19 protein-coding genes and 1 pseudogene are annotated in these 25,583 nt (G+C 52.7%); 7 read left to right on the top strand and 13 right to left on the bottom strand.

All coding sequences use genetic code 11. From position 1 onward, the window contains the following. Positions 1-108 precede the first annotated feature (108 nt). The 6 genes from F1728_RS21060 (at position 109) to F1728_RS21035 (ending at position 6,231) form a co-directional block, all read left to right on the top strand. Positions 109-531 (top strand): cupin domain-containing protein, encoded by a 423-nt coding sequence (locus tag F1728_RS21060; RefSeq protein WP_155365729.1) that lies wholly within the window; start codon positions 109-111, stop codon positions 529-531. A 170-nt stretch (positions 532-701) separates the two neighbouring features. Continuing rightward, positions 702-1,157, top strand: a complete 456-nt coding sequence (locus tag F1728_RS21055; RefSeq protein WP_228030269.1) for a hypothetical protein — start codon at positions 702-704, stop codon at positions 1,155-1,157. A gap of 55 nt (positions 1,158-1,212) precedes the next feature. Next, positions 1,213-2,562: a glutamine synthetase family protein gene (locus F1728_RS21050; protein WP_155365728.1), complete on the top strand. Its 1,350-nt coding sequence runs from the start codon at positions 1,213-1,215 to the stop codon at positions 2,560-2,562. 163 nt (positions 2,563-2,725) lie between these two features. Continuing rightward, a complete protein-coding gene (locus F1728_RS21045) occupies positions 2,726-3,493 on the top strand; it encodes a FadR/GntR family transcriptional regulator (RefSeq protein ID WP_155365727.1) in 768 nt (255 codons plus the stop codon). A 37-nt stretch (positions 3,494-3,530) separates the two neighbouring features. Then, positions 3,531-4,949: a glycoside hydrolase family protein gene (locus tag F1728_RS21040; protein WP_155365726.1), complete on the top strand. Its 1,419-nt coding sequence runs from the start codon at positions 3,531-3,533 to the stop codon at positions 4,947-4,949. Positions 4,950-5,097: 148 nt separating this feature from the next. After that, complete coding sequence (locus tag F1728_RS21035) at positions 5,098-6,231, top strand: leucine-rich repeat domain-containing protein (RefSeq protein ID WP_155365725.1); 1,134 nt, start codon at positions 5,098-5,100, stop codon at positions 6,229-6,231. A gap of 68 nt (positions 6,232-6,299) precedes the next feature. Here F1728_RS21035 and F1728_RS21030 read toward each other — a convergent pair whose 3' ends face one another. The 6 genes from F1728_RS21030 to F1728_RS21010 all read right to left on the bottom strand — a co-directional run bounded on the left by F1728_RS21030 (position 6,300) and on the right by F1728_RS21010 (position 12,449). Then, positions 6,300-7,607, bottom strand: a complete 1,308-nt coding sequence (locus F1728_RS21030) for a Gfo/Idh/MocA family oxidoreductase (protein ID WP_155365724.1) — start codon at positions 7,605-7,607, stop codon at positions 6,300-6,302. A gap of 320 nt (positions 7,608-7,927) precedes the next feature. Continuing rightward, on the bottom strand, positions 7,928-9,166 hold the full coding sequence (locus tag F1728_RS21025; protein WP_155365723.1) for a sulfatase-like hydrolase/transferase: 1,239 nt from the start codon (positions 9,164-9,166) through the stop codon (positions 7,928-7,930). Then, positions 9,163-9,708, bottom strand: coding sequence for a sulfatase-like hydrolase/transferase (locus F1728_RS21020; RefSeq protein WP_155365722.1), 546 nt, complete (start codon positions 9,706-9,708; stop codon positions 9,163-9,165). The genes F1728_RS21025 and F1728_RS21020 overlap by 4 nt, the downstream gene beginning before the upstream one ends. Before the next feature lie 273 nt (positions 9,709-9,981). Further along, positions 9,982-10,206, bottom strand: a complete 225-nt coding sequence (locus F1728_RS21015; protein WP_155365721.1) for a DUF5989 family protein — start codon at positions 10,204-10,206, stop codon at positions 9,982-9,984. 26 nt (positions 10,207-10,232) lie between these two features. After that, positions 10,233-10,574, bottom strand: coding sequence for an SxtJ family membrane protein (locus F1728_RS32655; RefSeq protein WP_228030268.1), 342 nt, complete (start codon positions 10,572-10,574; stop codon positions 10,233-10,235). 102 nt (positions 10,575-10,676) lie between these two features. Beyond that, the gene (locus F1728_RS21010; RefSeq protein ID WP_155365720.1) at positions 10,677-12,449 is read right to left on the bottom strand and encodes a carbamoyltransferase family protein; all 1,773 of its coding nucleotides are present in this window, start codon (positions 12,447-12,449) and stop codon (positions 10,677-10,679) included. Positions 12,450-12,699: 250 nt separating this feature from the next. Between F1728_RS21010 and F1728_RS21005 the strand changes: the two genes are divergently transcribed. Further along, positions 12,700-13,566 carry an alpha/beta hydrolase gene (locus F1728_RS21005; RefSeq protein WP_155365719.1) on the top strand — a complete coding sequence of 289 codons (867 nt, stop codon included), beginning with the start codon at positions 12,700-12,702 and terminating at the stop codon, positions 13,564-13,566. A gap of 1 nt (position 13,567) precedes the next feature. Here the strand turns inward: F1728_RS21005 and F1728_RS21000 are convergent, their stop codons facing one another. From F1728_RS21000 to F1728_RS20970, 7 genes and pseudogenes are all read right to left on the bottom strand, one after another. Then, a complete protein-coding gene (locus F1728_RS21000; protein WP_155365718.1) occupies positions 13,568-15,967 on the bottom strand; it encodes a heavy metal translocating P-type ATPase in 2,400 nt (799 codons plus the stop codon). A gap of 29 nt (positions 15,968-15,996) precedes the next feature. After that, entirely contained in the window at positions 15,997-16,269 is a 273-nt protein-coding gene (locus F1728_RS20995; protein WP_145043232.1) for a 2TM domain-containing protein, read from the bottom strand. A 260-nt stretch (positions 16,270-16,529) separates the two neighbouring features. Beyond that, a complete protein-coding gene (locus F1728_RS20990; protein ID WP_228030267.1) occupies positions 16,530-18,452 on the bottom strand; it encodes a thioredoxin-like domain-containing protein in 1,923 nt (640 codons plus the stop codon). Positions 18,453-18,823: 371 nt separating this feature from the next. Further along, complete coding sequence (locus tag F1728_RS20985) at positions 18,824-20,164, bottom strand: ABC transporter permease (RefSeq protein ID WP_155365717.1); 1,341 nt, start codon at positions 20,162-20,164, stop codon at positions 18,824-18,826. A gap of 46 nt (positions 20,165-20,210) precedes the next feature. After that, positions 20,211-20,923: pseudogene (locus F1728_RS32650) on the bottom strand (ABC transporter ATP-binding protein). After that, on the bottom strand, positions 20,920-22,812 hold the full coding sequence (locus F1728_RS20975) for an efflux RND transporter periplasmic adaptor subunit (protein ID WP_194242460.1): 1,893 nt from the start codon (positions 22,810-22,812) through the stop codon (positions 20,920-20,922). The pseudogene F1728_RS32650 and the gene F1728_RS20975 overlap by 4 nt, the downstream one beginning before the upstream one ends. After that, entirely contained in the window at positions 22,769-25,546 is a 2,778-nt protein-coding gene (locus F1728_RS20970; RefSeq protein WP_155365715.1) for a TolC family protein, read from the bottom strand. Before F1728_RS20970 ends, F1728_RS20975 begins: the two co-directional genes overlap by 44 nt. Positions 25,547-25,583 lie beyond the last annotated feature (37 nt).

Here is a 25,583-nt window from a genome sequence, read left to right as displayed (position 1 = left end):
CTTACAATGAATACAGGCACCCGCCAGCTTTACAGTTCGCGTGCCTGATTTGGTAATCACTACTGGATTACTGAAGAAGCCATAGACTCTAACAGAAGGATAGCAGTCATGACACTTTCACATGCCAAAGCGGGTGAAGTGGTTGACGTAAGCCCGCTGGGGGCGGATCTGGAGTCAGCTAAAACAACCACGCTGGTCAAAACGGAAGAGTTCCAGGTCATTCGCCTGGTTTTACAGTCTGGAAAATCTTTGCCTGAGCACACAGCGCCCGGCATTATCACAATTCAATGCCTCGAAGGCCGCGTAAAATTCAACTGCCTGGGTGAATCACATGAGCTGACCGCAGGCAAGTTATTGCATCTACCTCACGCTGAACCACATGCAGTTGAATGTCTGGAATCCGCGTCGCTGCTGTTGACGATCATCTCCGACATATCAGGCAAGCGTCCCATGAATGCCATTGATGAGGCGGCAGATGAATCCTTTCCAGCGAGTGACCCTCCCGCCTGGAACGCAGGTAAGAGAATCTGATCCCCAGGCCGTGCTGCTCACATTGGAGCCTTGAGAAGTGGATTGTGAAAATTCACTGATTCACCTTTCCAGAATCTGAATGAATCTTTTAGAATTCAGTCAGGGCCTGTGATCTGTTTTGAAACACCGCAGGTACCTTTCTTTCCTGAGGCACCATTGGAGGAGCAGCTATGCGCAATACCCTGTTTATTCTCGTCTGTGGAGTTCTGGTCACCAGCAGTGGAGATCGCCACTCAACTCTTTCTCCCGCCAACGCCACTGAGTTGGCTCCCGTAGCTGCGAAAAATCAGAAGAAAATTCCTGCGCAGGAAAAAGTGTCTCAATTCATGCAGGCCAAACTGGATAGTTCCAAACAGGTTCTGGAAGGCATGATGACAGAGGACTTCCAACAGATCCAGAAAGGCGCGCAAAAGCTGATTGATATGAGTAACGCGACTCAGTGGCAAGTCGTGGAAGGTCCGGTTTTTGCGCAACAGAGTGCCGAATTTCGCAGTGCGGCTAAAGAGCTGCAGGATTATGCGAAAAAGAAAAATATTGATGGAGTCTCGCTCAGCTATCTGCATCTGACGATGACCTGCATCGCCTGCCATAAACAGATTAAAAAGACGGCAGTCGTGATGCGCTAACTCAGGACATCACTCTTTTCACTCTACTATCACTTCAGACAACAGAGAGACGCAGATGCAGCGCGATCTACTGGAAAAACAGCTGCGGGAATACAACGTGGAACTGGTGCGGGCGATTTATGTCGGCCCCGATGGTATCGCGCGGGGCAAAGCGTTTCTGCCCGGTAGTATCGATGATGTGCTCGCACACGGCCTGGGCCTGACACAGGCCCAGGCTTCGGTAACGGTCTTCGATCACCTGCCTCCGGAAAGCCAGTTTCAACCCGTGGGTGAAGTACGGATTTGTCCTGACATCAATACCTTTCAGGTACTCCCTTACCTGCCAGGCCATGCGCGGATGATCTCTAACCTGAATACGATCCAGGGAGATCCCTGGGAACTCTGTCCGCGACATTTATTGCAGACGTTTCTCGACAGACTTTCTGAACGCGGACTGGTCCTCAGGGCGGCTTTTGAAAACGAGTTTACTATCTATCGCAATGTGAATGGCATCTGGGAGCCCCTCGATCAGACGAACTGCTTCAGTTCCGCAGCCATGGATATGGCCAGCCCCTACATTCTGCCAATCCTCTCTGCACTGGAACAGCAGGGCGTGCAGGTTGAGAAGTATTACCCGGAAGCGGGCCATGGTCAGCATGAAATCCCCATTCGCCATCAGGCCGGCATGCTTTCCGCGGACCAGCAGGTCATTTTCAAAGAAACCGTGCGCGGTGTCGCCCTGGCGAATGACTTCCGGATTTCCTTCATGCCTAAAGCGTCGCCTGATTCAGCCGGAAATGGCTGTCATATCCATTTCAGCCTCTGGGATAAAGAGAGCGAACAGAATCTGTTTTATGATCCCAATGCCGCTTTTGGACTTTCAGAACTGGCTCTGCAGTTCACAGCAGGAGTTCTGAATCACCTGCCAGCAGTCATGGCGTTTACAGCACCAACTACCAATTCCTATAGTCGATTCGTCGAACGTTGCTGGAGTTCCTGTTATGCCTCCTGGGGGCCAGACAATCGCGAAGCAACACTCCGTGCGGCCTCCGGCTTTCTGGGGCAGGAATCCGCCACTGTTAATGTAGAATTCAAACCTTCTGACCCGACATGCAATCCTTACCTGGCGCTCTCAGCATTGCTCAGTGCCGGTCTGGATGGAATCGACCGGGGTGCTTCTCCCGGTGAACCTGTCATGACCGATCCGGCATTATTGAGCGAAGCGGAACGAGAATCGCGCGGCATGACGCGCTATCCCTCTGATCTATCGGTAGCATTGTCTGCCCTGGAAGCAGACTCCCTGTTTCAACGTCACTTCGGTGAATCACGGATTCAAGACTACCTCACAATGAAGCGTGCGGAGATTGAAATGATCAATTCTCTGGAACACGCCGCGGAACAGACAGCCTATCTCTTCCGCTTTTAACCACTCACATGCCTGTATCGATAACCACTACCTCCGCAGACTTTTTTCGCGGTTGTGTTGATTTTCTATTAAATTCTCATCAGCATATGATTACTCGATGAAGCTCACTCAACTGTGCCCCACCAGAGCCTTTCACTCCCCGTTGAAACTTGAGAAGTGAAACATGCCAGATCCGACCGACCTATTGAACTCTGATAGCTGGGCAACCTCTTTTCCCAAAAGCTCAGAAATCGCAGAACAGATCTGCCTCCGCATCCAGAGAGAGAAGCTGGTGCCCGGCAGTTATCTGGGAACTGTCGAAAAGCTGACTGAAGAATTCGGGGTGTCTCGCTCAGTGATTCGTGAAGCTGTCGGAAACTTACGCGGACTGGGAGTCATCACCGGTCGCCCCAAAGTGGGCCTTTCTGTGGCAGAGGGAGATATTCAATCAGTCTTGCGCAAAGTTCTGGTTCCCCAGACAACGTGTGAAAAAGGCTGGCGGGAAGTGGCCCAGTTGCGCGTGGTGATCGAGCTCGGTTCCATTCCGATGGTAATTCAGAACATCACGGACTTGCAACTGGATCGACTGCAGGAGATCGTTGACGAGCAACATCTGCTGCTGGAGAACGATCAGCTGTCAGACGGACTGCTCCTGAAAAAGTTTGTCGAAAAAGATCTGCTGTTCCACGAAGCCCTCCTGCAGGCTGCCAACCAGGAACTGATCACACAGTTCCACCAGGTATTGATGAAGTATTTTCAACAGGGAATCGACTTCTTCCCGTTACCGACATTCCAGATGGTAGACGAACACCAGGCCGTCGTTGATGCGCTCCGAGATCGCGACTGCAATATAGCCATCCAAAGTCTGACAGCGCATCTGAAACCGATTCATTCGATGCTGAATACATTCGAAGTTTCAGATACATCCCCGTCTGACGATTCCTTCGAATAAATTCATTCTGCCCCAACCAGAGACGAGGTCCGCCACCATGAAGATCCTCTGCCTGTGTGCTGTTTTGCTGCTTCCTGCCTGGTCAGTTGTTTTCGCTGAAGAGCCGGTTCGCGAGATTGGTTCCCGCCGGGAACTGTTTGTCGATCGCTTTCTGGTCGGTGAGTTGATCGACACAGAACTCAAGCTGCACACACCTCAGCTCATGCCGGCAGTTGATCCGCCACGTCCGCACGGCCATTATGCCACGGTTCTCAAAGCAGATGATCAATTTCAATTTTATTATCGGGGCGATACCCAGCCGGGCAATCACTGGAAAAAAGGCTGGGAACAATATCATGACGGCGAAGTCACCCTGTATGCGGAAAGTAAGGATGGGATTCACTGGACCCTGCCAGACCTGGGAATCTACCCGGACCATCCCACCTTCCCTGCAGGTAACGTGGTCCTGATGAATGAATTTCTGGTGAATCACAACTTCACTCCTTTCATCGATACCCGACCCGGTGTACCTGAGACCGAAAAATATAAGGCGCTGGGTGGGCTCGCTTATCAGCCGAATCAGCATCTCGAAGTCCGCAAACGCCGGGGACCGGGAGGCCTGAAAGCGTTTGTCTCCCCGGATGGGATTCACTGGAAACCGCTGCAGGCGGATCCGGTGATCCCGGAGGCGTGGGGCAAGTACTTCGATTCACAGAACTACGCATTCTGGTCTGAAAGTGAGCATGCATACGTCTGTTATTTCAGACGGTTCATCAAAGGTTATCGTGGTATTGCCCGCACGACATCGCAGGATTTCATCCACTGGACTCCCTTCCAGGAAATGCACGCCAATCTTCCCAACGAGCATCTCTATACCGCCTGTACTCAGCCTTACTTTCGTGCGCCGCACATCTACTTCGCGCTCCCCACCCGCTTCATGGCCAAGCGGGGTTCTGCAACCGACATTCTGTTTATGAGTGCCCGCGGTGCAGCTCCCTTTGATCGGGAATTCACCCAGTCATTCATTCGCCCCGGGATTGGTCAGGATGGCTGGGCGAACCGTGCGAACTACGCCGCAATCGGCATTCATCAGACGGGCCCTGCAGAAATGTCACTGTTCCTGACAGGGGGCCGACGTTATACACTCAGACTGGACGGTGTCGCCTCCGTCAATGCCCCGCTGGAAGGGGGAACGCTGATCACCAAACTGCTGACCTTCACCGGCAACGAACTGGAGATCAATTATTCAACTAGTGCTGCCGGACAGATTCAAGTGGAAATTCAGGATGTTGAAGGAAATCCCCTGCCCGGCTTCACGCTGGCCGACTGCGAACCGATTTACGGCGACCATATTGCCCGTACCGTGCGTTGGAAGGATGGGACTGATGTTTCCTCACTCTCGGGAAAGCCGGTCCGTCTGCGTTTTGTGATGCACGATGCCGACCTCTATGCTTTGAAATTCAATCCCGCCCGGTAGCGTGAAGCCCCACCAAAGTCTTGTACTTACGCCAGATTTGTACAAAAAACGGAAATGCAGTCTTGCCATCGGTTTTGAGTCTTCCCGAGAGTCGGTATGCTTAGGGTCAGAAGACTTTTTTTGCTACTTATGCTTGAAGGATCAAACCATGAAACCAATTCGAGAAGCGATGATTCTCGTTTGCTGCCTTACCCTGATCAACGGTTGTGCGAAACAGGGAGAAGTTGAGAAGCCGGCCTCCCAAGAAACAGCACCAACCGAACAGGCGACTCAAGAGACACCGGAAGCCAGCGTGCCCGAGAGTGAGCTCAAAGCGGCTGAATCCCTCAAAGCCGCTGGTGCGAAACTGAAACTGGATAAAGACGGCTATGTCATCGAAGTCAATCTGCGCGGCACCGTAATCGATGATGCCAAAACACTCGAGGCGATCACCCAGTTAACGCGACTGCGATCGCTGCTGTTCAATGAAACACCGTTGAATGATGCGGTCCTCGAACTCGTGGGGCAGGTCAAATCATTGGAGAATCTGGATGCACGTGACTGCTCATTAGCCAATAAGTCGATCACTTACCTGACGGGGCTCTCCAAGCTCAAGGCACTGCGTCTGTCGGGTAATGAAGACATCGATGATGAAGCCATGCCGAACATCAACAAGCTGACCAACCTCAAAGCGCTGATGCTCGACTTCCTCTGGGTCAGCGACGATGGTCTGACTCAGTTGAAAGATCTTCAGAAACTGGAAGAAATCTACCTCGCGAAAACACTGATTGATGACAAAGCGTTGCAGACACTGACCACGTTTCCCAAGCTGAAAAAAATCCGCCTGGCACAAAATCAGATCTCCAACGAAGGACTGGCGGCCCTCGCGAAAATTCCACAGTTGGTTGAACTTGACCTGAGCGAGAACAGCCTGCTCTCCGACCCCGGTATGCAGCACCTCTCGGGACTGAAGGAAATGCAGAAACTGAATCTCTGGCGCGTCGCGCTGACCGACGAGGGCATCAAGCCGTTACAGGGGCTGACCAAAATGAAATGGCTCAACCTGGATAACACACAGGTCACCGATGCCGGGCTGAAATACCTCAAAGACATGCATCAGCTCGAATTTCTGCACCTGGGTTCCACCCCCGTGTCTGATGCGGGATTACCGGCACTGGAGGGACTGACCAGCCTCAAAGAGCTGACGGTCACACGGACGGCGGTCTCTGAAGCAGGCGTCAAAGAGCTGAAAAAGAAACTGCCGAATACCAGGATTCAGCTGAAATACATTCCCGGCGAGTAATTTAATCTGTAAAAAAAGCCCGGCTTCCCAATTTGGAAGCCGGGCCTGTCTTTGCGCTGACCGCGGGATTAAACGACTTCCCAGCCGTCGCGGTATTCTTTCGAGATGAACTTGTCGGCTGTAGGACAGTTCGTTGCTTTGAGGTTCGCTGCATCCCAATCCAGGGCACACTGCGAACGATAAGCCACATTGCCCAGCAAAACCGCTTCAGTCAGGGCACCAGAGTAATCAAAGTTGCAGGTGGTGGGAGAACCATCCTTGCAGGCCTTGATCCATTCGGCGTGATGACCGATTGAATTCGGAATGGACTCTTTTGGTGGTTTGAAGTCGCCGAACTTTTCTTTCGGGAACAGTTTATAGCTGCCGTAGTTGGCAAACATGGATCCCTCAGTACCGACAAACATCACACCACTTCCCGGTACACGCTGACCGGCGACTTTCTTGGGAATCATGTTTCCGTCGTACCAGGTCAGGTTGACGGGTACCAGGCTGCCCCGTTTGGGGAACTGGTAACGAACGGTCAAACCGTGTGGACAGGCTTCGGGATGGACTTCGGGGCCTTCGGCTTCACAGTGCGTCGGATGACGCAGGTCGAGTGCCCAGAAGGGGAGGTCCATGTAATGGCAGGCCATATCACCCAGTGTTCCCTGGCCGAACTGCCACCAGCGACGCCACTGTGCGGGATGATAACGACCGGCGGCATAAGGACGCTCAGGTGCAGGACCGAGCCAGAGATCCCAGTTCAGGTTCTTCGGAGGATCCTGAGTTTCAGTCGGCAGATCGCCGCCGCCCCAGCCTTTTCCTACCCAGACGTGAACTTCACCGATATCGCCCAGAACTCCAGATCGAACAATCTCAACAACGCGACGGTAATTGTCGCCGGCGTGAATCTGAGTTCCCAGCTGTGTGGCAACGCCGTGCTTCTTCGCCTCTTCAGCAATGATACGTGCTTCCTGAACGGTGTGGGTCAGCGGTTTTTCACAGTAAACATGGAGCCCTTTGCGAATAGCGCGAATCGTGGCGGGTGCGTGATGATGGTCGGTGGTGCCGATGACGACGGCGTCAATCTTACCATCTTCGCTTTCCAGCATCTCGCGGTAGTCTGCATAGCGACGCGCATCCGGTAAGCTCGATCCTGCACGATCCAGGTAATTCTGGTCAACGTCTACCAGGGCGACGATGTTCTCACTTTTGACACCCGCGACATCGGCTGCAGCGCGGTTCGCAGTCCCGATACAGGCAATATTCAGTTTTTCATTCGCGGACTTCGAAGCAGCGGGAGCCAGCCCCGTCCAGAGTCCCGTAGAAATTGCGGCGGCGCCGGCAGTCGTGCTTTTCAGAAACTCACGACGGCTAAAGTTTGAATTCTTTTGCATTAATCAGTCCCATAAACAGAGGAAGGCCGCGGTTCGTCTCGGCCTGTGGAGTGATGATTAATTGACGTTCAAAAGTCAATTCTCCCGGTTCGCACCAGGTCTGCCCCAGACATCTTACGCTTCTGGCTTGAATCCGCTGGAGATTTCAGCCGTTTATTCTACTTCGATTCACTCTGGAGCAGCGCATCTATAATTTAAGATTCCTTATTTATAGTAAATGGTATCCTGACTCAAGACCATTCCAGTTGAGCAATCTTTTACAGTTTCCGGGAGAATCCAGGTGCCTGTACTGACGCTTCTGAAACAGCACTCTGAACCTGTTACTGTGCAGCATTTCCTGTCGGTTTCTGGATGAGGTAGACCATCATAGGACCGCGTTCGACATCCCCCTCGACGATTTTGACATCGACCGTCTGATCCCCTTTATGCAAGGTGACATTTTTGAAAACATGTTCGGACTGGTCTGCGGAGACAACCGAATGAAAGAGGTCGTTCCCGACCTTCATCGTCAGCTCGGCCTGCATGGGTGGCTGTGACTTCGAGAACTGCACCTTGAGGTCATAGGTGCCATCTTCCTCCACTGTAATCAGCCAGACCCCACGGGCATCGCGCGTCCAGCCTTTCCCTTTGGGGCCGGAGTAACGCCAGTCCTGACGCGTCAGAACCGTTGTCGTTTCTTTGGGATTACCGACATGAATGCGCGGCGGAGCGTAATTATCGGGCCGGGTATGACTCACATCGGCAAACCACTGGTCATATTGTTTTGTCAGCCGTTTGGCGACTGCTGGTTTCGTCTGTGCCAGATCTTGACGCTCGCCCGGATCGTCGCTCAGCTGAAACAGTTTGCCGGGTACATCCGGTTTGGAAAAAGTCATCTTGTAATTCTGTGTCACGACCGCGGCATTCGTCCGCGGTGTCGGTTCATCGCCTCGATGCCACTGCAGGAACAACGCTCGCTCTGGCCAGTTTTCGGCTTCATTTTTGAGCAGCGGGAGAATGTTTCTTCCGTCCAGTTTCAACGCTTCCGGTTTGGAAACGCCAGTTGCTGCCAGAATTGTGGGGAAGATGTCGTAGTGGGCTGCAATCCGACCATTGACGGTTCCCGGCGTGAGTTGAGCGGGCCAGTGTGCCAGCAGTGGAGAGCGTATGCCCCCTTCATTGACACTTCCTTTCGCCCCCTGGTGCGGACCCACATACCGTGGACCGTTGGGACCGTTATCGTTCAGGAACAACACCAGTGTATTGTCATAGGCGCCGATCTCCTTCAAACGGGCAAACAGGCGTCCGATATTCTGGTCGATATTTTCGATCATCGAGAAAACGCGTGACGTTTTATCGAACAGCTTTTCATTTTTCCGTTTGGGATTCAGGGTATAACCGTACGCGTCTTTGAGATCCATCGCTTTGTACTTCTCTCGCAGTTCCTCGGGAACGTCATCGAAGGGTCCGTGGGGCGCGTTGGTAGCCAGATAGATAAAAGTGGGCCTGTTATCCGCCTCGTTCTGCTCGATGAATTTCATGGCATGGTCGAAATAGATATCGGTGCAATAACCTTTCATCTGTTTTTTTCGCCGTTATGAAACAGAACCGGATCGGTGTATTTGCCAGCTCCTTCAGGTGGATCGCTGGGCTGACCAATACCTCCGCCACGATGGACGAGCACTTCCTGGAAGCCCTGGTCCTGGGGACGCATGGGATAGCTGTCTCCCAGATGCCATTTCCCAAAAATTCCGGTTCGGTAGCCTGCGGGTTTCAATACCTCGGCGATGGTGACCTCTTCCGGCTCCATCATGGCTCGTCCGATGTAAGTATCGATAGCACGGGTGCGATAGTTATAGCGGCCCGTCATCAGGTTGGCCCGAGTCGGCGTACAGACGGGACTCACATAAAAACGGCTCATCCGCGCGCCGCCGGCTGCCATCTTATCGAGATTAGGAGTATTGAGAATTTTATTTCCCAGAAATCCATAGTCCCAGCCCCCCTGATCATCGGTCATGATCAGAATCACGTTGGTATGCTGAGCGGCAGACAGAGCAGCAGGGGAACCGAGGCAGAGTGCCAGCAGCAGTCTTGCCAGACAGCGAGCGTAGAAAGTTCTCATGTTGTTAAATCCAGAGGCAAGGAAAAAAGGGATGCAGAGTCCGGACGCAGGCCCCCCTGATATCGGGATACAGAATATCCCCGGGAAGAGGCGCCTGGTATAATCTCAAGTCTATGCTTTTGGTCTACCCACTGCAAACAGTTTATGGGAATCATCCTTAGATCAGGAGAGATCTGAAACCCCTTAACACCGCGAGAATGAACATGCACCAGCCGCGCTCTTACTGACTGATGTTCTGCAGTCGTTTCGCTGGTCACCTCACCGAAGCTCGATTTAAATCGGATAGATGAACGGTGCCAGTCCGCTGCCGCTGATGAAGACCAGCAGTCCAATCAACAGCAGTGCGATGATGATCGGCGCAAGCCACCACTTTTTGTTGTGACAGAGAAAGTCCCAGAACTCGACGACAATTCCGGGCGCGGGCTGTTTGGACTGCGTCTGAAATTCCGCCTGCGTTTTCTCATCGGCTGCGTGTTCTGTTGAGTCTGAATCTGTCATCTGCTGACCTGAGTATTTGAGCGCGATTAAAACTGCCGAAAATAATCTTCGGGCGACCGTGTTTCTGTTTTGGGTTTCCAGTGCGTGCTGGTTTCGGAATCGAATTGTTTCTCGATCAACTTTCGACCTGACAGTCTGATGATTAACCCCACAGGTGTGATCACGAGATAATATACCACAGCGATTAACAGGCAGGAAACCAGCCAGCGGAGTGGATAAAACAGGAGCATCCACAAGAGATACACGGGCCGCATCGAGTGCGGTGTCAGCCAGGCGACACATAATACAACCAGTGCAACGCCGAACAATGTGTTCGAGAGAAGACCAGATACCCCACGCTGAAGACTGAAGGCGCCCCCAGAACACACAGACAGGTCAGCGCAACTGCAAACATGCGCAGTTCGCGTCTGTGGGGATTCCAGTTGATTTCGATGAGCGTCATACGGTCTATATTCATTCCAGAGTTGTCTTCAGTCGAGTGTCATGCCCACTGGCTGTTTTCGGGCTGCCTGCATCTGTTCTGCTGACTGTTCCGATTTCATAACCACAAAATGTTCGAGAACCAGTACATCCAGATCGGTCGACATAAAGCAGTGCCACGCGTCTTGGGGAGTGCACACAGGAGGTTCACCGCGTACGTTGAAACTGGTGTTGATCAGTAAGGGGACTCCAGTCAGTTTTTCATACTCAGAGATCAACGGATAGAAGAGACCATGCCGCTCGGTATCGACGGTCTGCAGGCGAGACGAACCATCGACGTGAGTGACCGCGGGGATATTTGCTTGTGGCTGAACCTGCGCCAGTTGCAGCATATACGGGCTCTCGCATAGCTCGGGAAAATCGAAGTAGTCGGTAACACGTTCTCGCAAGACTGCAGGAGCAAAGGGCCGAAACGATTCGCGATATTTGATTTTCTGGTTCAACATCGACTGCATCTGCGCACTACGTGGATCGGCGAGAATACTGCGTCCGCCCAGAGCCCGGGGACCAAATTCCATACGCCCCTGGAACCAACCGACGACTTTTTCTTCCGCCAGTAATCTGGCAACTTCTTGACAAAGTTGCTGGTCGTCAGAGAGACAATGGTAAGTAATCTGCTGCTGATCCAGAAACTGCTGAATTTCTGCATCATCAAAGCGTGGCCCCAGAAAACTGCCGCGCTGCTGGTCCGTTGCGTGAGTAATTCGCGACTGATTTAAGAGCTGATGCCAGATCAATTGAGCCACTCCGAGTGCGCCTCCCGCATCACCGGCCGCTGGTTGAATCCAGACTTCATCAAACGGCCCTTCCCGCAGGATCCTGCCATTCGCGACACAGTTCAAAGCAACACCACCAGCCATACAGAGCCGCGTCTGCTGCGTCTTCGCATGCAGGTGTTGAACCATCCTGAGGAGGATTTCTTCGAGTACAACCTGAATTGAAGCCGCCAGATCTTTGTGTCGTTGTGTGATCTCCGTTTCTGGTTGACGGGGAGGACCACCAAACAGTTTGTGAAACCGGGTGGAGGTCATTGTCAGCCCATGACAGAAGTTGAAGTAAGAGAGATCCAGGCGGATCGAACCGTCGGCTTTGATGTCGACCAGCTTCTCCCGGATCAGATCAGCAAATCGCGGCTCTCCATAAGGCGCCAGCCCCATCAGCTTATATTCACCAGAATTGACGCGAAAGCCACAGTAATAAGTGAATGCAGAATACAGTAAGCCAGGTGAGTGCGGATAATGCAACTCACTCTGTATCTTGATTCGATTACCCCTACCAACTCCATAAGCGGCGGTAGCCCACTCTCCCACACCGTCGACAGTCAGGATCGCTGCTTCTTCAAAAGGAGAAGGGAAAAACGCACTGGCGGCGTGAGATTCGTGATGCTCACAAAAGACGATGCGTTTCTGATATTTGCCCTGCAGTTCCCATTTGATGATGCGGGGCAGATGTAATTTGGTCTGTAGCCAGCTGGGAATCGTATTCAGAAACGCGCGAAAACCAAAAGGAGCGAAAGCCAGCGTGGTTTCGAGCAGCCGCTCAAATTTCAGAAACGGTTTTTCATAGAAGCCTGCATAGTCGATTTCATCTGCGGAAAGACCGGCTTCCCGTAGACAATATTCAATCGCCTGTGAGGGAAACGAAGCATCCTGCTTAACGCGGGTAAAGCGCTCCTCCTGGGCCGCGGCAATAATTTCTCCATTGACAATCAGCGCTGCTGCCGAGTCGTGATAGAATGCTGAAATGCCCAGAATAGCGGTCATAAAAACTGCCTGATTGGAGCCAGAACACAAAGTCCCTGCGAAGAAAATAGTAAGCTCCAGTATTACATACCTCAAACGAGCTGCAAGACTGAATGCTCTGATCGGAGGGGAATTGAAGATGGAATGGCTCAACAACACGGATGAGACTAGCTCTACCAGCCTGTCATCAGGGCTGCACGTAATCTATAATTTAACCTCGACAGACATCCCCCAGCTTCTCACTGAGACAACAATCATTTGAGGTTTCGATATGCGACACTTGCGATTTTCTCTCCCCCTGCTGCTTCTACTCCTGGTTATCTGTGGAACCCGCCCTGCACCAGCGCAGGAGAGCGAGTCGAAATACAAAACGATTGCTGATATTTCTTATCGGACTGAGGCAGACACCGCGCAGGATGAATACATGCGTGAACGCTGCAAACTTGACCTGTACTATCCCACGACGATTAAAAACTTTCCCACGGTCGTCTGGTTTCATGGAGGGGGTTTGAAAGGGGGCGGAAAGCAGATTCCCAAAGCGCTGCGGGATCAGGGGATTGCCGTTGTGGGTGTCAACTATCGATTATTCCCCAAAGCGAAGAAGCCGGCGTACCTCGAAGATGCGGCCGCAGCGGTTGCCTGGACCTTTGAGAACATCAAGAACTATGGTGGTGATCCCAACCTGATTTTCGTGGCCGGACATTCTGCGGGCGGCTATCTGACCAGTATGCTCGGCCTCGATCGACGCTGGCTGGCGGCACACGAGATTGATGCCAATCAGATCGCGGGACTGATCCCTTACAGCGGACACTGCATCACCCATATGACAGTCCGGGAAGAAATGGGCATAGGCCGTGACCAGCCCGTTATTGATGACATGGCACCGCTATACCATGCCCGCAAAGATGCACCGCCGATCCTGTTGATCACAGGAGACCGGGAACTGGAATTTCCGACGCGTTATGAAGAAAACGCTTATCTCAACAGCCTGATGAAGGTCATCGGCCACAAAGAGACGCAGCTGTTTGAACTGGATGGATTCACGCATGGCACGATGGTGGAGCCCGGACATCTGCTCGCGTTGAAAGAGATCAGGCGCATCGTCAAGGCGCGCAAACAGGACGCAGCACAGAAATAAATCAGCGCCGGGCACGCAGTCGGAGTGCGTTACTGATCACGGAGATCGAACTGAAGCTCATCGCGGCAGCCGCAATCATCGGACTGAGCAGTGCGTGGATACCGAAGAAGGGAACCAGGATCCCTGCGGCAATCGGAATACCGAGCGCATTGTAGCCGAAGGCGAAGACCAGGTTCTGATGAATGTTCCGCATCACGAGCCGACTCAGATCGATGGCATCGACCACGCCCCGCAGATCGCCTTTGACCAGGGTCACCTCGGCACTTTCGATGGCGACATCGGTGCCGGTTCCCATGGCGATCCCCACATCGGCTTCCGCGAGTGCCGGTGCATCGTTGATTCCGTCACCGGCCATCGCGACTTTGTGACCTTTTTCGCGCAGGGCTTTGATCTTTTCATACTTGTCCTGCGGTTTGACGCCGGCTTCGACATCGTCGATGTTCAATTGTCGGGCGACTGCCCGGGCGGTCTTCTCGTTGTCACCGGTGACCATCACAATCGAAAGTCCGAGTTCATGCAGCTTGCGAATCGCTGGTTCGGTGGTTTCCTTGATCGGGTCTGAGACCGAAAGAAAGCCAGCAAACGTACCATCAATGGCAACAAAGATAACCCCCTGCCCCTGCTCGCGGAGTTCGTTCGCCTGCGACATCAAAGCGTCATCGATACTAATAGAATTGTCTTCCAGCATCGCGGCACTACCAATCAACACAAGCTTCCCCTGGACGTCGCCTTTTACGCCGGCTCCCGTTACGGAATCGAATTCCTGAACTTCATCGAGCTGAATCTCTCGCTCTTTCGCAGCCTGCACTACGGCCTGCGAAAGAGGATGTTCGCTATGCTGTTCCACGGCGGCGGACCACTTTAACAACTCATCTTCGCTCAGATCTCCCGCGGGCACACATTGAGTTAAGCGTGGCTGGCCTTCGGTCAATGTCCCTGTTTTATCGACCACGATAGTATCGACTTTCTGAAGTGTCTCCAAAACTTCTGCATTTTTGATCAGAATCCCCTGCTTCGCCCCACGGCCGACGCCTACCATGATCGACATTGGAGTTGCCAACCCCAGTGCACACGGACAGGCGATGATCAACACAGCCACAGCGTTAATGAGCGCATACGCCAGCCTGGGTTCAGGTCCCAGCCAGTTCCAGAGCAGAAAAGTAACAACTGCCGTACCCAGCACCACCGGTACGAAGACCGCAGCGACGGAATCAACGACCCGTTGAATGGGAGCCCGACTGCGCTGCGCAGTGGAGACCATCTGAATGATCTGTGAGAGCAGAGTCTCCCCGCCCACTTTTTCGGCTTTCATCAGAAAGGATCCAGTCTGGTTCACCGTTCCCCCGATGACATCGGCCCCCTGCTCCTTCGAGACGGGAACCGGTTCGCCAGTAATCATTGATTCATCGATCAGGCTCTTACCTTCTTCGACGACGCCATCCACGGGCACCTTTTCGCCGGGACGTACGCGAAGCAGATTTCCCGCTTCGACTTCTTCCAGGGGGATATCCCGTTCCTCACCATCGACGATCAGATGCGCGGTGGGAGGTGCGAGAGCCAGCAGTTCCCGGATCGCGGAATTTGTGCGTTTCCGTGCCCGCAGTTCCAGCATCTGTCCCAGCAGTACGAGAACCGTAATCACTACGGTCGCCTCGAAGTACAATTCGACCGAGCCATGTTGTCGAAACGACTCGGGGAAGATCCCGGGCGCCAGTAATGCGATCACACTGTAAATGTAAGCGGTGCCCGTTCCGATGCCGATGAGCGTGAACATATTCAGGTTCATGCTCACAATCGATTTATAAGCCCGCTGATAAAGGGGCCAGCCGGCCCAGAACACGACCGGGGTACTGAGCAGAAACTGGATCCAGCCTGACGCTTTCGCGGATATCCAATCATGAACGGGAACCCCCAGCATGGGGAGCATGGCCAGCAGAAAGACGGGAAGTCCCAGGATCAGACCACCCCAGAAGCGGCGGGACATCAGCTCATATTCGGCAACCTCTTCAGCCGAGTCTTCCTGTTGCGGCATGATCGGCTCCAGATCCATGCCACAGATAGGACAACTACCTGGCCCTTCCTGTTCAATCTCCGGGTGCATGGGACAGGAATAGATCGTGCCAGCGGGAACCTCTGCAGAGGCTTTCTGATGCTGCCCGTGGTGCTGATGATCGCCGTCGCCGTGCTCTTCATGATGACAACAGCCCGATTTCTGTGGAGGTTCGGACTGCTGCTCGTGGTGGCACTCCTCTTTGGCGGGAGCATCTCCATGTTGATGTTGCGCCAGAAATTTATCACGGCAGCCCTGGCTGCAGAAGTACCAGGTCTGGTCGTCCACGGTCGCGTTGAGAGCGGTCGATTCGTCGACCTGCATGTGACAAATCGGATCAGTGGCCGTCATTAAATACCTGCTTTCTGTGACTGCTTACCTCATTGTTTGAGTCGGGCCTGTTCCTTTTGAATCATCTTCTCTTTCAGGCTTGTTGAGCCGGCAGGTCCAAACACCTTGAAGGCATGAAATACCAGACCGATCCCCCAACCTCCCAGAGGCCAGATAAACCAGTAGTTGTCGGGAGAGCGAGTCAGGTTCAAGGTGATCAGACCAGCATTCACGAGGACGTAGACTCCGGCGTGAATTGCGAACCCCATTTTCTTCTCGACCCGTTCCTTTGCCAGTTGGTAATTTTCATCTTGTTCAGACATGATTCTTCTCCTGTCAGTCTCTGAATTTATACCGCAGTCTGTCGTAAAAAAACAGCTCGGACCAAGGGCGGTATCCCTGCACCTGTTTTGAAATGCAAGTCCCATGCCAACCCGAGGCTGTCCAGATTCCGTTGATTCAAAAGCTTTACTCGAACAGTTTTTTTTTGAAATACCACCTACCCTCAATAAAAAACGGTTGCTGATCCGCCACAACGCAGGCTCAGCAACCGTTATCAGTCGTCACTTAAAATTGCAGATCTTTAATCCTGGGAGAGATCCAGCGAGAGACTGATCTGGCTGTTTTTACCTGCCTGCTGTATCTGCAGCGGAAGCTTCCACTGCGTCGAATGCTGTTTGCATAAGCCCCCTACGCCATCGCGACAGTAGCCGAAGCGCAGATTCAGTAGATAAGCTCCAGAGGCAGCATTCAGAGCCGGAAGCTCCAGAACCAGTTGATCTCCTTTGACGGTCCCCTTCCCTGAGACGACTGTTTTTCCGGAAGCATCTGCCGCTTTCAAGGAAAACTTAATGGGGGCCAATGGAGAAAGTTTATAATCTGTGGGGAGTTTAGGAGTGACAGTCACCTTGATAGGCTTTCCTGCCGCGACGGTTTGTGCGGAGGCGTTGAGCGCAGCTGCCGATGTGGCTGCAAAGTTGTCTCCAGAAGTCTTTGGTAATTCCGGAGGCGTCAGTCCCTGCACTTTGAATTCACTGACCTGATCATTATCAAGATTGACAACACAGATCCGGTGATTGTTAGTATCTGCAACGAACAGACGGTTTCCGACTTTGGCCAGGCCTGACGGTTCAGAAAATTCGGCAGGCTTCAGACTCTTGCCATCTTTGCCGGTTCCCAGAAATGTTTTGACTTCATTCGTCTTGAGATCGATGGTCTTCAATTTGTGATTGTAAGTATCTGCAATAAACAAGCGACCGTTATCAAACAGAACTCCCAGGGGATGCTGCAGACGGGCCTTATCGCCGATGCCATCCTTGTCCCCGAACTCAAACAGGGAACGACCACGTTCCAGGTCGGAAGTTCCGGCGATGGTACTGACGGTCCCCTGCTTTGTGTCCACTTTGCGTACTGCAGAGCCTTCACTGTCGACGACATAGAAGATGTCTCCATCAACGGCGATACCTGATGTCTGTGCAAAAGCAGACGTATCGAGAGGGCCGTTGGTGATATCTTCTCGACCAGAGCCGGCGTAGACGCCGATTTCATCTGAGCCGAGTTTGTGCGACCAGATCTGATGCGGGCCCGCCATACAGATATAGAGCGTGCCATCAATCTCGGCCAGTGCCCAGGGACTGTTGAGCGCGGTCGTTCGCAGTTTACCACCGGGCTTACGGGTACGGGCCTGTTCCCCGGTGCCCGCCAGAGTCGATACCTGTTTTTGATCGAGATCAATTTTGCGAAGCAGGTGATTTTCGGTATCGGCGACATAGAGAGTATTGCCGACGAGTGCCATGCCCTGGGGATGATCAAAGGCCGCGGTTTTATAATCACCGTCTTTATTGCCGATCTGGCCGGAACCGATCACATCCAGCAGTTTCCCATCGAGGGAAGAGACGACAATGCGGTTGTGATTACTGTCTGAGATAAAGAGTCTGTTGTGCGCTTCGTCAGCCAGCAGTTTGCCTGGGAATTTCAGAGGCGTCGGTTTCAGCTTGGTCGATTCCAGTTCGAAGTGCACGGGAGTTTCATCGAGCGTTCCCTTGGCACGATGATAGGCTATGACCTGCTCCAGAACTTTGTCGAGCAGTTCGCGATTACCTTCTCCTGAAATGTGACCGCAGTAATTACCTTCCGGATCAATGAGTACCATCGAAGGCCAGGCACGCACGCCATACTTGCGCCAGACGGTCATATTGGAATCATTGATCACAGGATGCTTGATTTCATAACGCTGAATGGCCCGGCGGATGTTATCGGTCTCTTTTTCGTTATCGAATTTTGCAGAATGACAGCCGATAACGACCAGTTCGTTCGGATATTTCTTTTCCAGGTAAGCCAGATCGGGCAGAACGTGCATGCAGTTGATGCAGCAGTAGGTCCAGAAGTCGATGAGAACGACTTTTCCCCGCAGATCTTTGAGGGTGATCTCACCAGCAGAATTCAACCATTCCGTACCGCCGTCGAGGCTGGGTGCCGGCGGACGATTCGGGAACGGATTCTTCATTACCGGCCCGGACTCTGTATCTGTTTTTTCTTCTGTCTGTTTTTTGGCTGGGGCGGGCGACTTCTCATCTGCGTGGACTGCCGACAATCCTGATCCGCAGACAGTCATCCATGCTACAAGAAGTACGGTGAGGAGGTAGAATTGTTTCAGAAAAGCCTGCTTTCCTGGCATGCCTGATTCTCCTGTTTAGGTTGGCGTCTATGAGGTGGGTCTATCAATTCTGATATCAGCTTGCGCGAGGCGCACTCTCTTATTGTAGAGACCCAGACAGTGAGGGGAACAGCCCAGCTCACAAATTTCACGGACCAATCCAGATTCGCTTATTGATCATAACCCACTGACACGGATTATGTTGCGACCAGGACACCGAATTACTCGTGACGGAGTGCTTCGATCGGATCGAGTTTGGCAGCGGAGATTGCAGGGTAAATTCCCGAGAGAATTCCGATAGTCACCGAGATACCAAAGGCAACCGGCAGACTCCAGAAGGCGATCTGTGGCTGCAGGTCGAAGAACATGCGGCCCACATCCGAACCTGCAGTGCCTCCTTCCATCACGAAGTTCTGCACGAACCACTGGATGCCCAGAAAGGTGACGGGGGTCAGCAGACCAAATGCAACGCCAATCAGACCGCCTGATCCTGCAAGTACGATCGTCTCGGTGAGGAACTGTTCGATGATGTCTCGTTGACGGGCTCCCAGTGCACGGCGGACACCAATTTCACGGGTGCGTTCGGTCACGGTGGCCAGCATGATATTCATAATACCGATGCCGCCCACCACCAGACTGATGGCGGCAATAGACCCGAGCACGACGTTAAAGATCATACGAATCTGTTCTGCCTGCTTGAGCAGTTCCAGCGGTACGACAACCGCATAATCTTTATTGCGGGGATGTGACTGCTCCAGCGTTTCCCGAATCGCCTGCGCGGTGGGAAGAACCGTGTCTTTGTCATTTACACGCAGTGTGATCTGATTCAATTCGATATGCTCGGCCGTCATACTCCCTGCCTGCCGTTTGATATCGAGGTCGCCTTCACGCGCCTGCAGCGTTTTGATGGGGATATAGACGTCTTTGTTGTAGTCCTGCCCGGAGAGGCTGCCTCCGATGGCTGCAGAAGCGGTGCGGTCCTTCGTCACTCCCACAACGGTGTAGAACATGGGACCGATGCGAATCGATTGTCCAAGCGGGTTTTCATACTTGAAGAGTTTGTTAGCAACTTCGTTGGCAACCACTGCGACATTGAGCAGTTTGTTCTGATCACTGGCGGTCAGAAAACGACCTGCAGCCAGGTCGAGATGATTCATCGCCATATAGTCAGCGGTGCAACCTACGACGCGGGCATTCATGGCTTCCTTGAGATAACGAACTTCCCGATCGACTTCCCGGATGGGGGCTGCGTTGACAATCGTGGGCAGGGTTTCTGTCAGAATTTTGTAATCAGATCGCAACAGGCCATATTGCAGAACACGGGCGCTGCTGGATGTCTGTGCGACTTCGTCCGGTGGTTTGATACTGCGGACGATGACGTTGGTTGCCCCCAGTTCGAGTACCTGTTTCTGCGCCTGGGCACTGGCACCTTCTCCAATGGCCAGCATGGCGATCACAGAGAAGACGCCGAACACAATCCCGAGCATGGTCAGGCCGGACCGCAGCTTATGCAGCAGCAGGCTTTTCATAGCGAGTCTGACAATGCGAATGATACGGGTCATGCGAGCGGCCTGAAGTAATTGGAAACGAGGTCGAAGGTATGTGGGATTAGTGGGTGGAGAATACGGGTTCCTGAATCGTCTCACTTTCGATGAGACCATCCTTCATCATGATCTGCCGTTTGGCCTGTCTGGCGACTGTGGGCTCATGAGTCACCATAATAATGGTACGTCCCTGGCCATTCAGATTATGGAGAATCTCCATAATTTCTGCTTCGGTGGCGGAATCCAGGTTACCCGTGGGTTCGTCAGCGAGAACAATCTGCGGGTCATTCACGAGTGCCCGGGCAATCGAGACACGCTGCTGCTGCCCCCGGAGAGCTGGAAGGGTCGGTGATCGAGGCGATCTCCCAACCCGACCATGCGAGCGAGTTCGGTGCACCACTCGCGTTCTTCACGTCCGATGGCGGGATAACCGGCCCGGTAGAGCAGGGGGACTTCAATATTTTCCAGCACCGTATACTGAGCAATCAGGTTGAAGGACTGGAAGATGAAGCCGATCATGTCGTTGCGCATCAGCGAAAGTTCATCGTCGTCCAGTGTGGAGACATCGCGTCCTCCCAGGAAGTACTGTCCGCTGGTAGGGCGGTCGAGTGCACCCAGCAGGTTGAGCAGCGTACTTTTACCACTCCCCGAGGATCCCATGATGGCGACGAAGTCACCTTCGGGAAAATCGGTCGAGACTCCTCTTAACGCTTTCACCACTACGGAGCCCAGATCATAAAACTTGGTGAGGTCGACAACTTGAGCAGCCAGCCTCATGATCGCTGATCTCCCCCGGGTCGAGGTCCACCACCTCCGCCACCACCAGAGGGGGGACGCAGCTTGCTGATCTCGCCGGCATCAAGGAAACCATCCTTGTTGGTATCAAGTGAGTCAAAGCGTTCCTTAAGACGATCAGGGGCTTCTTCTTTAGAGACTTTTCCGTCTGAATCTTTGTCGAAGCGTTGCAGGAAACCACCACTGGCTGGACCACCGCCGGCTGGTTTCTTGCTGGCTCCTGCAGCACCTGACGATTTTCCGGCAGCGGGACCTTTACCCGCACCGGCTGCAGCAGCCCCAGCAGCGCTGCCTTCTTTCTGTGCTTTCTTCTTTTCCATTGCCAGTTTCTCTTCGAGTTCGATCAACTCATCAGCGAAGTGAGTTCGCGGATTGAGAATGACTTCCTCGCCGGCTGTTACGCCGTCCTTCACTTCGATCATGGTATCACTGGCCTGGCCGATCAGAATCTCACGTCGGACAGGAGTGTTACCGGGGGTCAGGACGAAGATATAACGCTGTTCGCCGATGGTGATGACCGACTGTACGGGAACCTGCAGCACGTTATCCCGCTCTTCAATACGGATTTCAATTTCTGCTGTGAGGCCCGGTTTGAGTTTAGAAATGTCGGCACCATTGGGAACGATTTTAATTGTCGCCTTGTATTCTTTGAGGTCGGGACGCATCCAGTTGGAGGAGATCGGCACGGAAGAGACCTGATCTACAGTGCCTGCGTAACGTTGTTCTGGGAAGGCATCCACGCGGATATCGACATCCTGGCCTTCTTCGATCATGCTGATCTTCGATTCGTGAATCCGGGCGTCGACTTTCATCTTGGAGAAGTCGGGCAGTTGAATGATTGCCTGACGCTCGCGGACTTCCGTCCCTTCTTCGATGACGTCTTCACCGCTACCGCGGCGGCCACTGTTCTGATTCGCGTAAACAACCTGACCGTTCTGAGGAGCGATCATTTTGCAGGCCTCGATCTGTTCCCGAATCCGGTCCAGTTCACTGCGTTCGACTTCATAAGTCAGCTGGCTGGCTTTAAGTCGGGCATCGAACTGGGCCAGTGCGGCGACGCCCTGTCTTTTCACGCGTTCCAGATTCAGTTTCTTTTCATCAACGTCTGCAATCAGTTCTTTCTCTTTTCGCCGCTGAACGTACTCTTTTTCCACATTGAGATCTTCTTTGGCGATTTCCAGGTCGATCTCGGCCTTGACCACGGTGATCCGGTCGGCTTCCACATCATTCTGGTTCTTATAGCCTTTCTTGGCGATGCGTTTGGAAAACTCGAAGTTCTCTTCCGCCCGCTGCAGATCTTCACGTGCTTTGGTGACGGCACCTTCTTTGACATTCAGATCGCGCTGCGATTCCCCCTTCTGGAATTTTTCCAGATCGAGCTTCGCCAGATCGAGTGCCAGCTGCGCTGCGGAGACATCACTTTCGTTTTGTGTCTTTTGAATCGCGACATTTTCTTCCGCCTGTTTGAGTTCCGCCTCGGCCTGCGTCACCTGAATCTGCTGCTGTTTTTCCTTGTCGACCAGCGTGGATGAATCGAGTTCACACACCAGTTCACCGGCTTTGACCATCGTTCCTTCCGGAACAATGCTGATGATGGTGGTGAAGCCTTTGACTTTACTGGACAGGGTCACGTTATTCAGACTGTCGAGCTGACCGCGTTCCGTAACCGACACACGGAATGAACCGCGTGTCGCCTGATCGGTGATATACGTGGTGTTCTTTTTCTGTCCGCTGGAAAAGGCAGAGAACAGTGGTCTGCGGACTGCAGGTACCAGTAGTACCACAGCTCCCGCGATCAGAATTGTGAGGAGGAAAAGCGTTCCCTTATTAGGGAGCTTGCGCTGTCGTTTTGTTTTCTTTGGAGAGTGCATTGAGTTCTGATGCTGGTCGGAAGACGACTGGTTGGATGTCTTCTGTTCCAGTGATTCCTGTTGAGTCTGTTGGTTCTGGGGGGAGTTGGCGGTGCTCATTGGTAGGTCTTATCGTTCCCGCGCGGTGTTGATAGAAATCATCTTCCCAAATGCCGTTGGCATCTATCTCCATAATACCCATATCTCGATAGATGTTAAGTCGGTTTTGTTCATAATTTACCCAGTTACTGATTAAACTGTTTTGTGCATCGAGTACTGATGATAACGCATTTAACAGGTTTAACCCCTGGTTTCGCCCCGCCTGAGCAGGATCAGAAGTAGCCTCCACCGCACTGTCATACTGTAATGCAGCCAGGCGGATCTGGACCCGAGATGTTTCGAAGTTCTGACGCAACACATTCAGCTGTCGCCAGCTGCGCCTGATGTCAAACTTGATATTATCCTGGGCCTCCATAAAGGCACGACGTTGTCGCTGGTAATTGATTTGAGATTCCCGATAGGCATTTCTCTGCTGTACTAATGACAATGGAGCCGTAAATTCCACCCCTGCCCGCAAACTGGCCTGACTACCGCGGAAGTCCAGAGGCCGGTTTTTACCGAGCGGAGTACTTACGTCTCCATCGACTACAACATTTAACACCGCTTCGAGCTCATTAGACCGCACTTCCATCAATCTTCTGGTATCCATCACGAAAGCACGCTCATTCATCAGGTCCAGACGGTTATCCAGACCGATGCGAACCGCTTCCTCAATATCCATGTTAAATGGTTCCAGAGTAATGAGTTCCACACGCAGTCCAATCTCAATCACCTGCAAGCCCTGTGAAATTCTGAGCATGTCTTCCCGCAGGTTGGCCATTTCCAGAATTATTTTCTTTTTCTGGTCATTCGTAAGATTATCTTCGCTCAGAAAGCCTCTCAGGCCATCCAGGCGACTCTGCAATTCACGGATCTCTTTCCGCACGCCTGAATACAAGCGTATATCATTCGCGGAACTCTGGCGGACACGCACCCGGTCTTCATCAGTCTCGAAGCGACGCTTTCGTAGTGCCAGAATGTCTTCAGAAACACCCTCGGTATTCTGTCCGAGCAGCATGTCAATGTTCGCGATATCCTGTTCGAGAGTTACCAGGGCATCGGTCTGCAATTTTTTGATCAGTTTCTCCAGACCATCAACGACTTTCAGCATGTCTGCTGTTGTGGGAGGAACTAAGTTGGGATCTTCCCAGTCTTCAACATAGACACTCGCCCAGACCGCGACGTAATCGTAAATTTCCTGTTCAATTTCCGGCAGGAGTGGATCGATCAACTGGAATGGTTTCAGAAGTGATTCATCGATACTCATAGGCATATCGGGTGGCAGGCCCATGAAGATTTTGAAGCTGCCCAGTGAATCCTGGAACTGACGTTCGATGGAACGCAAACGATTAACAGATTGTGCCAATCGCGTTTCCAGCTGAGCAACATCCAGCGTGACGACTTCGGTTCGAATTCGTGAGATGAGTTCATTGACGGTTGCCTGATAAGAATCTGCATCACTGAGTGCCAGCAGCATTTTTTCTTCCTCAGCACTCATCTCTCCTTTCCAGGAAAGCATCCGACTTTCATCATCATATTCCATTTTCTCAACGAGTGCCGGAGGAATGATCCAGTTCTCTGGCAGTTCTTCCAGGCGTTCCTGCTGCACTTTGGGTTTCTGTGATGACAGGGCGCGAAGAATTTCCACCTGGCGTTCGAGTCGTTTGATGTTACCACGTTCGTTATAGATCACCTGCAATTGCTGCAGCAATTGCAGGAAGCCATTGCCGCCGCCTACGGTATCGGTGAAAAATATTTTTCGGAAGCGAGCCAGGGTACGTGTCTGATAGAGCACGTTACGTTCATCCTGAGTCAGATTGTTGAGGACCACCTTTCTGCCCGCTCCCAGCAACAGCGGCTGAACGAGCGAGTAAGAAAGCACACTCACGGAAGTGGTCTGATTCGATCCAGAGAACAGCCAGAGCGTATTGTTTGCCAGTTCGACTGCCCACTGGGCACCACTGGGCAAAACCTGGTTCACCCCCATGCGACTGGAGAGGTCGAGTTCCTGCGTTCCGTTAGACAGGCGACGCCGGTTGAGATCGACCTGTGGATTCTGTCCTCCGACTCCCAGATACTTCACGTCAAACTGGAATCGCCCGAATGTCAGATCGAGAGCAGACAGGAAGAGGTTTTCAATCTGGAACTGATATTCGCGACTGTTAATGTTCGCGATGTCGATGGCTTCCTGCAGCGTGACTTCTTCGAGCGCAGGGAGTTCCGTACCTGGCAGCGAATTCCCGGCCGCTGCCATTTCTGCACTTAATTCGGGAGAGATACCGTACTGCACGAGCCAGTCCGGGTTTTCGATACTGAGTGCGCGACCAAATTTGTGCCAGCTTTTGTAACCCTTTTTGCACTGTAACCAGTGCATGTAGACATTGGCGGCAGGGTCATCGGGAGGCAGCGGTTCGTGATTGGGATCATAGGGATCATAGAAACGACTACGCGGATCGGGCTCGACGTCGTAGCGGGGAAGTTCCCAGGCTGGGTCGTCGGCTTTTTCTGCCAGAATTTCATACGAATCCGCATTGGCCTGATCAGCCCAGAATGTGGGTGAGCAGCCGACCTGAATCAGTGACAGCCCCGCCAGTAGCGCTACCGCCAGGGCTGTTCTGAGTGATTCACATTGGGGATTGAATTTTGCGCGACTCATTTAAGAGCATCCATGACACTGAGTTTATCAAAAGCCG

Origin of the sequence: Gimesia benthica (assembly GCF_009720525.1) — a bacterium.
GTDB classification, from domain to species: Bacteria; Planctomycetota; Planctomycetia; order Planctomycetales; family Planctomycetaceae; genus Gimesia; species Gimesia benthica.
The sequence above is the reverse complement of the archived record's forward strand: the minus strand, read 5'-3'. Positions and strand labels throughout refer to the sequence as shown.

Bases quoted from the DNA above. Each gene is read 5' to 3' on its own strand.
- F1728_RS21060 (WP_155365729.1), top strand. From the start codon at position 109: ATGACACTTTCACATGCCAAAGCGGGTGAAGTGGTTGACGTAAGCCCG.
- F1728_RS21055 (WP_228030269.1), top strand. From the start codon at position 702: ATGCGCAATACCCTGTTTATTCTCGTCTGTGGAGTTCTGGTCACCAGC.
- F1728_RS21050 (WP_155365728.1), top strand. From the start codon at position 1,213: ATGCAGCGCGATCTACTGGAAAAACAGCTGCGGGAATACAACGTGGAA.
- F1728_RS21045 (WP_155365727.1), top strand. From the start codon at position 2,726: ATGCCAGATCCGACCGACCTATTGAACTCTGATAGCTGGGCAACCTCT.
- F1728_RS21040 (WP_155365726.1), top strand. From the start codon at position 3,531: ATGAAGATCCTCTGCCTGTGTGCTGTTTTGCTGCTTCCTGCCTGGTCA.
- F1728_RS21035 (WP_155365725.1), top strand. From the start codon at position 5,098: ATGAAACCAATTCGAGAAGCGATGATTCTCGTTTGCTGCCTTACCCTG.
- F1728_RS21030 (WP_155365724.1), bottom strand. From the start codon at position 7,607: ATGCAAAAGAATTCAAACTTTAGCCGTCGTGAGTTTCTGAAAAGCACG.
- F1728_RS21025 (WP_155365723.1), bottom strand. From the start codon at position 9,166: ATGAAAGGTTATTGCACCGATATCTATTTCGACCATGCCATGAAATTC.
- F1728_RS21020 (WP_155365722.1), bottom strand. From the start codon at position 9,708: ATGAGAACTTTCTACGCTCGCTGTCTGGCAAGACTGCTGCTGGCACTC.
- F1728_RS21015 (WP_155365721.1), bottom strand. From the start codon at position 10,206: ATGACAGATTCAGACTCAACAGAACACGCAGCCGATGAGAAAACGCAG.
- F1728_RS21010 (WP_155365720.1), bottom strand. From the start codon at position 12,449: ATGACCGCTATTCTGGGCATTTCAGCATTCTATCACGACTCGGCAGCA.
- F1728_RS21005 (WP_155365719.1), top strand. From the start codon at position 12,700: ATGCGACACTTGCGATTTTCTCTCCCCCTGCTGCTTCTACTCCTGGTT.
- F1728_RS21000 (WP_155365718.1), bottom strand. From the start codon at position 15,967: ATGACGGCCACTGATCCGATTTGTCACATGCAGGTCGACGAATCGACC.
- F1728_RS20995 (WP_145043232.1), bottom strand. From the start codon at position 16,269: ATGTCTGAACAAGATGAAAATTACCAACTGGCAAAGGAACGGGTCGAG.
- F1728_RS20990 (WP_228030267.1), bottom strand. From the start codon at position 18,452: ATGAAGAATCCGTTCCCGAATCGTCCGCCGGCACCCAGCCTCGACGGC.
- F1728_RS20985 (WP_155365717.1), bottom strand. From the start codon at position 20,164: ATGACCCGTATCATTCGCATTGTCAGACTCGCTATGAAAAGCCTGCTG.
- F1728_RS20975 (WP_194242460.1), bottom strand. From the start codon at position 22,812: ATGCACTCTCCAAAGAAAACAAAACGACAGCGCAAGCTCCCTAATAAG.
- F1728_RS20970 (WP_155365715.1), bottom strand. From the start codon at position 25,546: ATGAGTCGCGCAAAATTCAATCCCCAATGTGAATCACTCAGAACAGCC.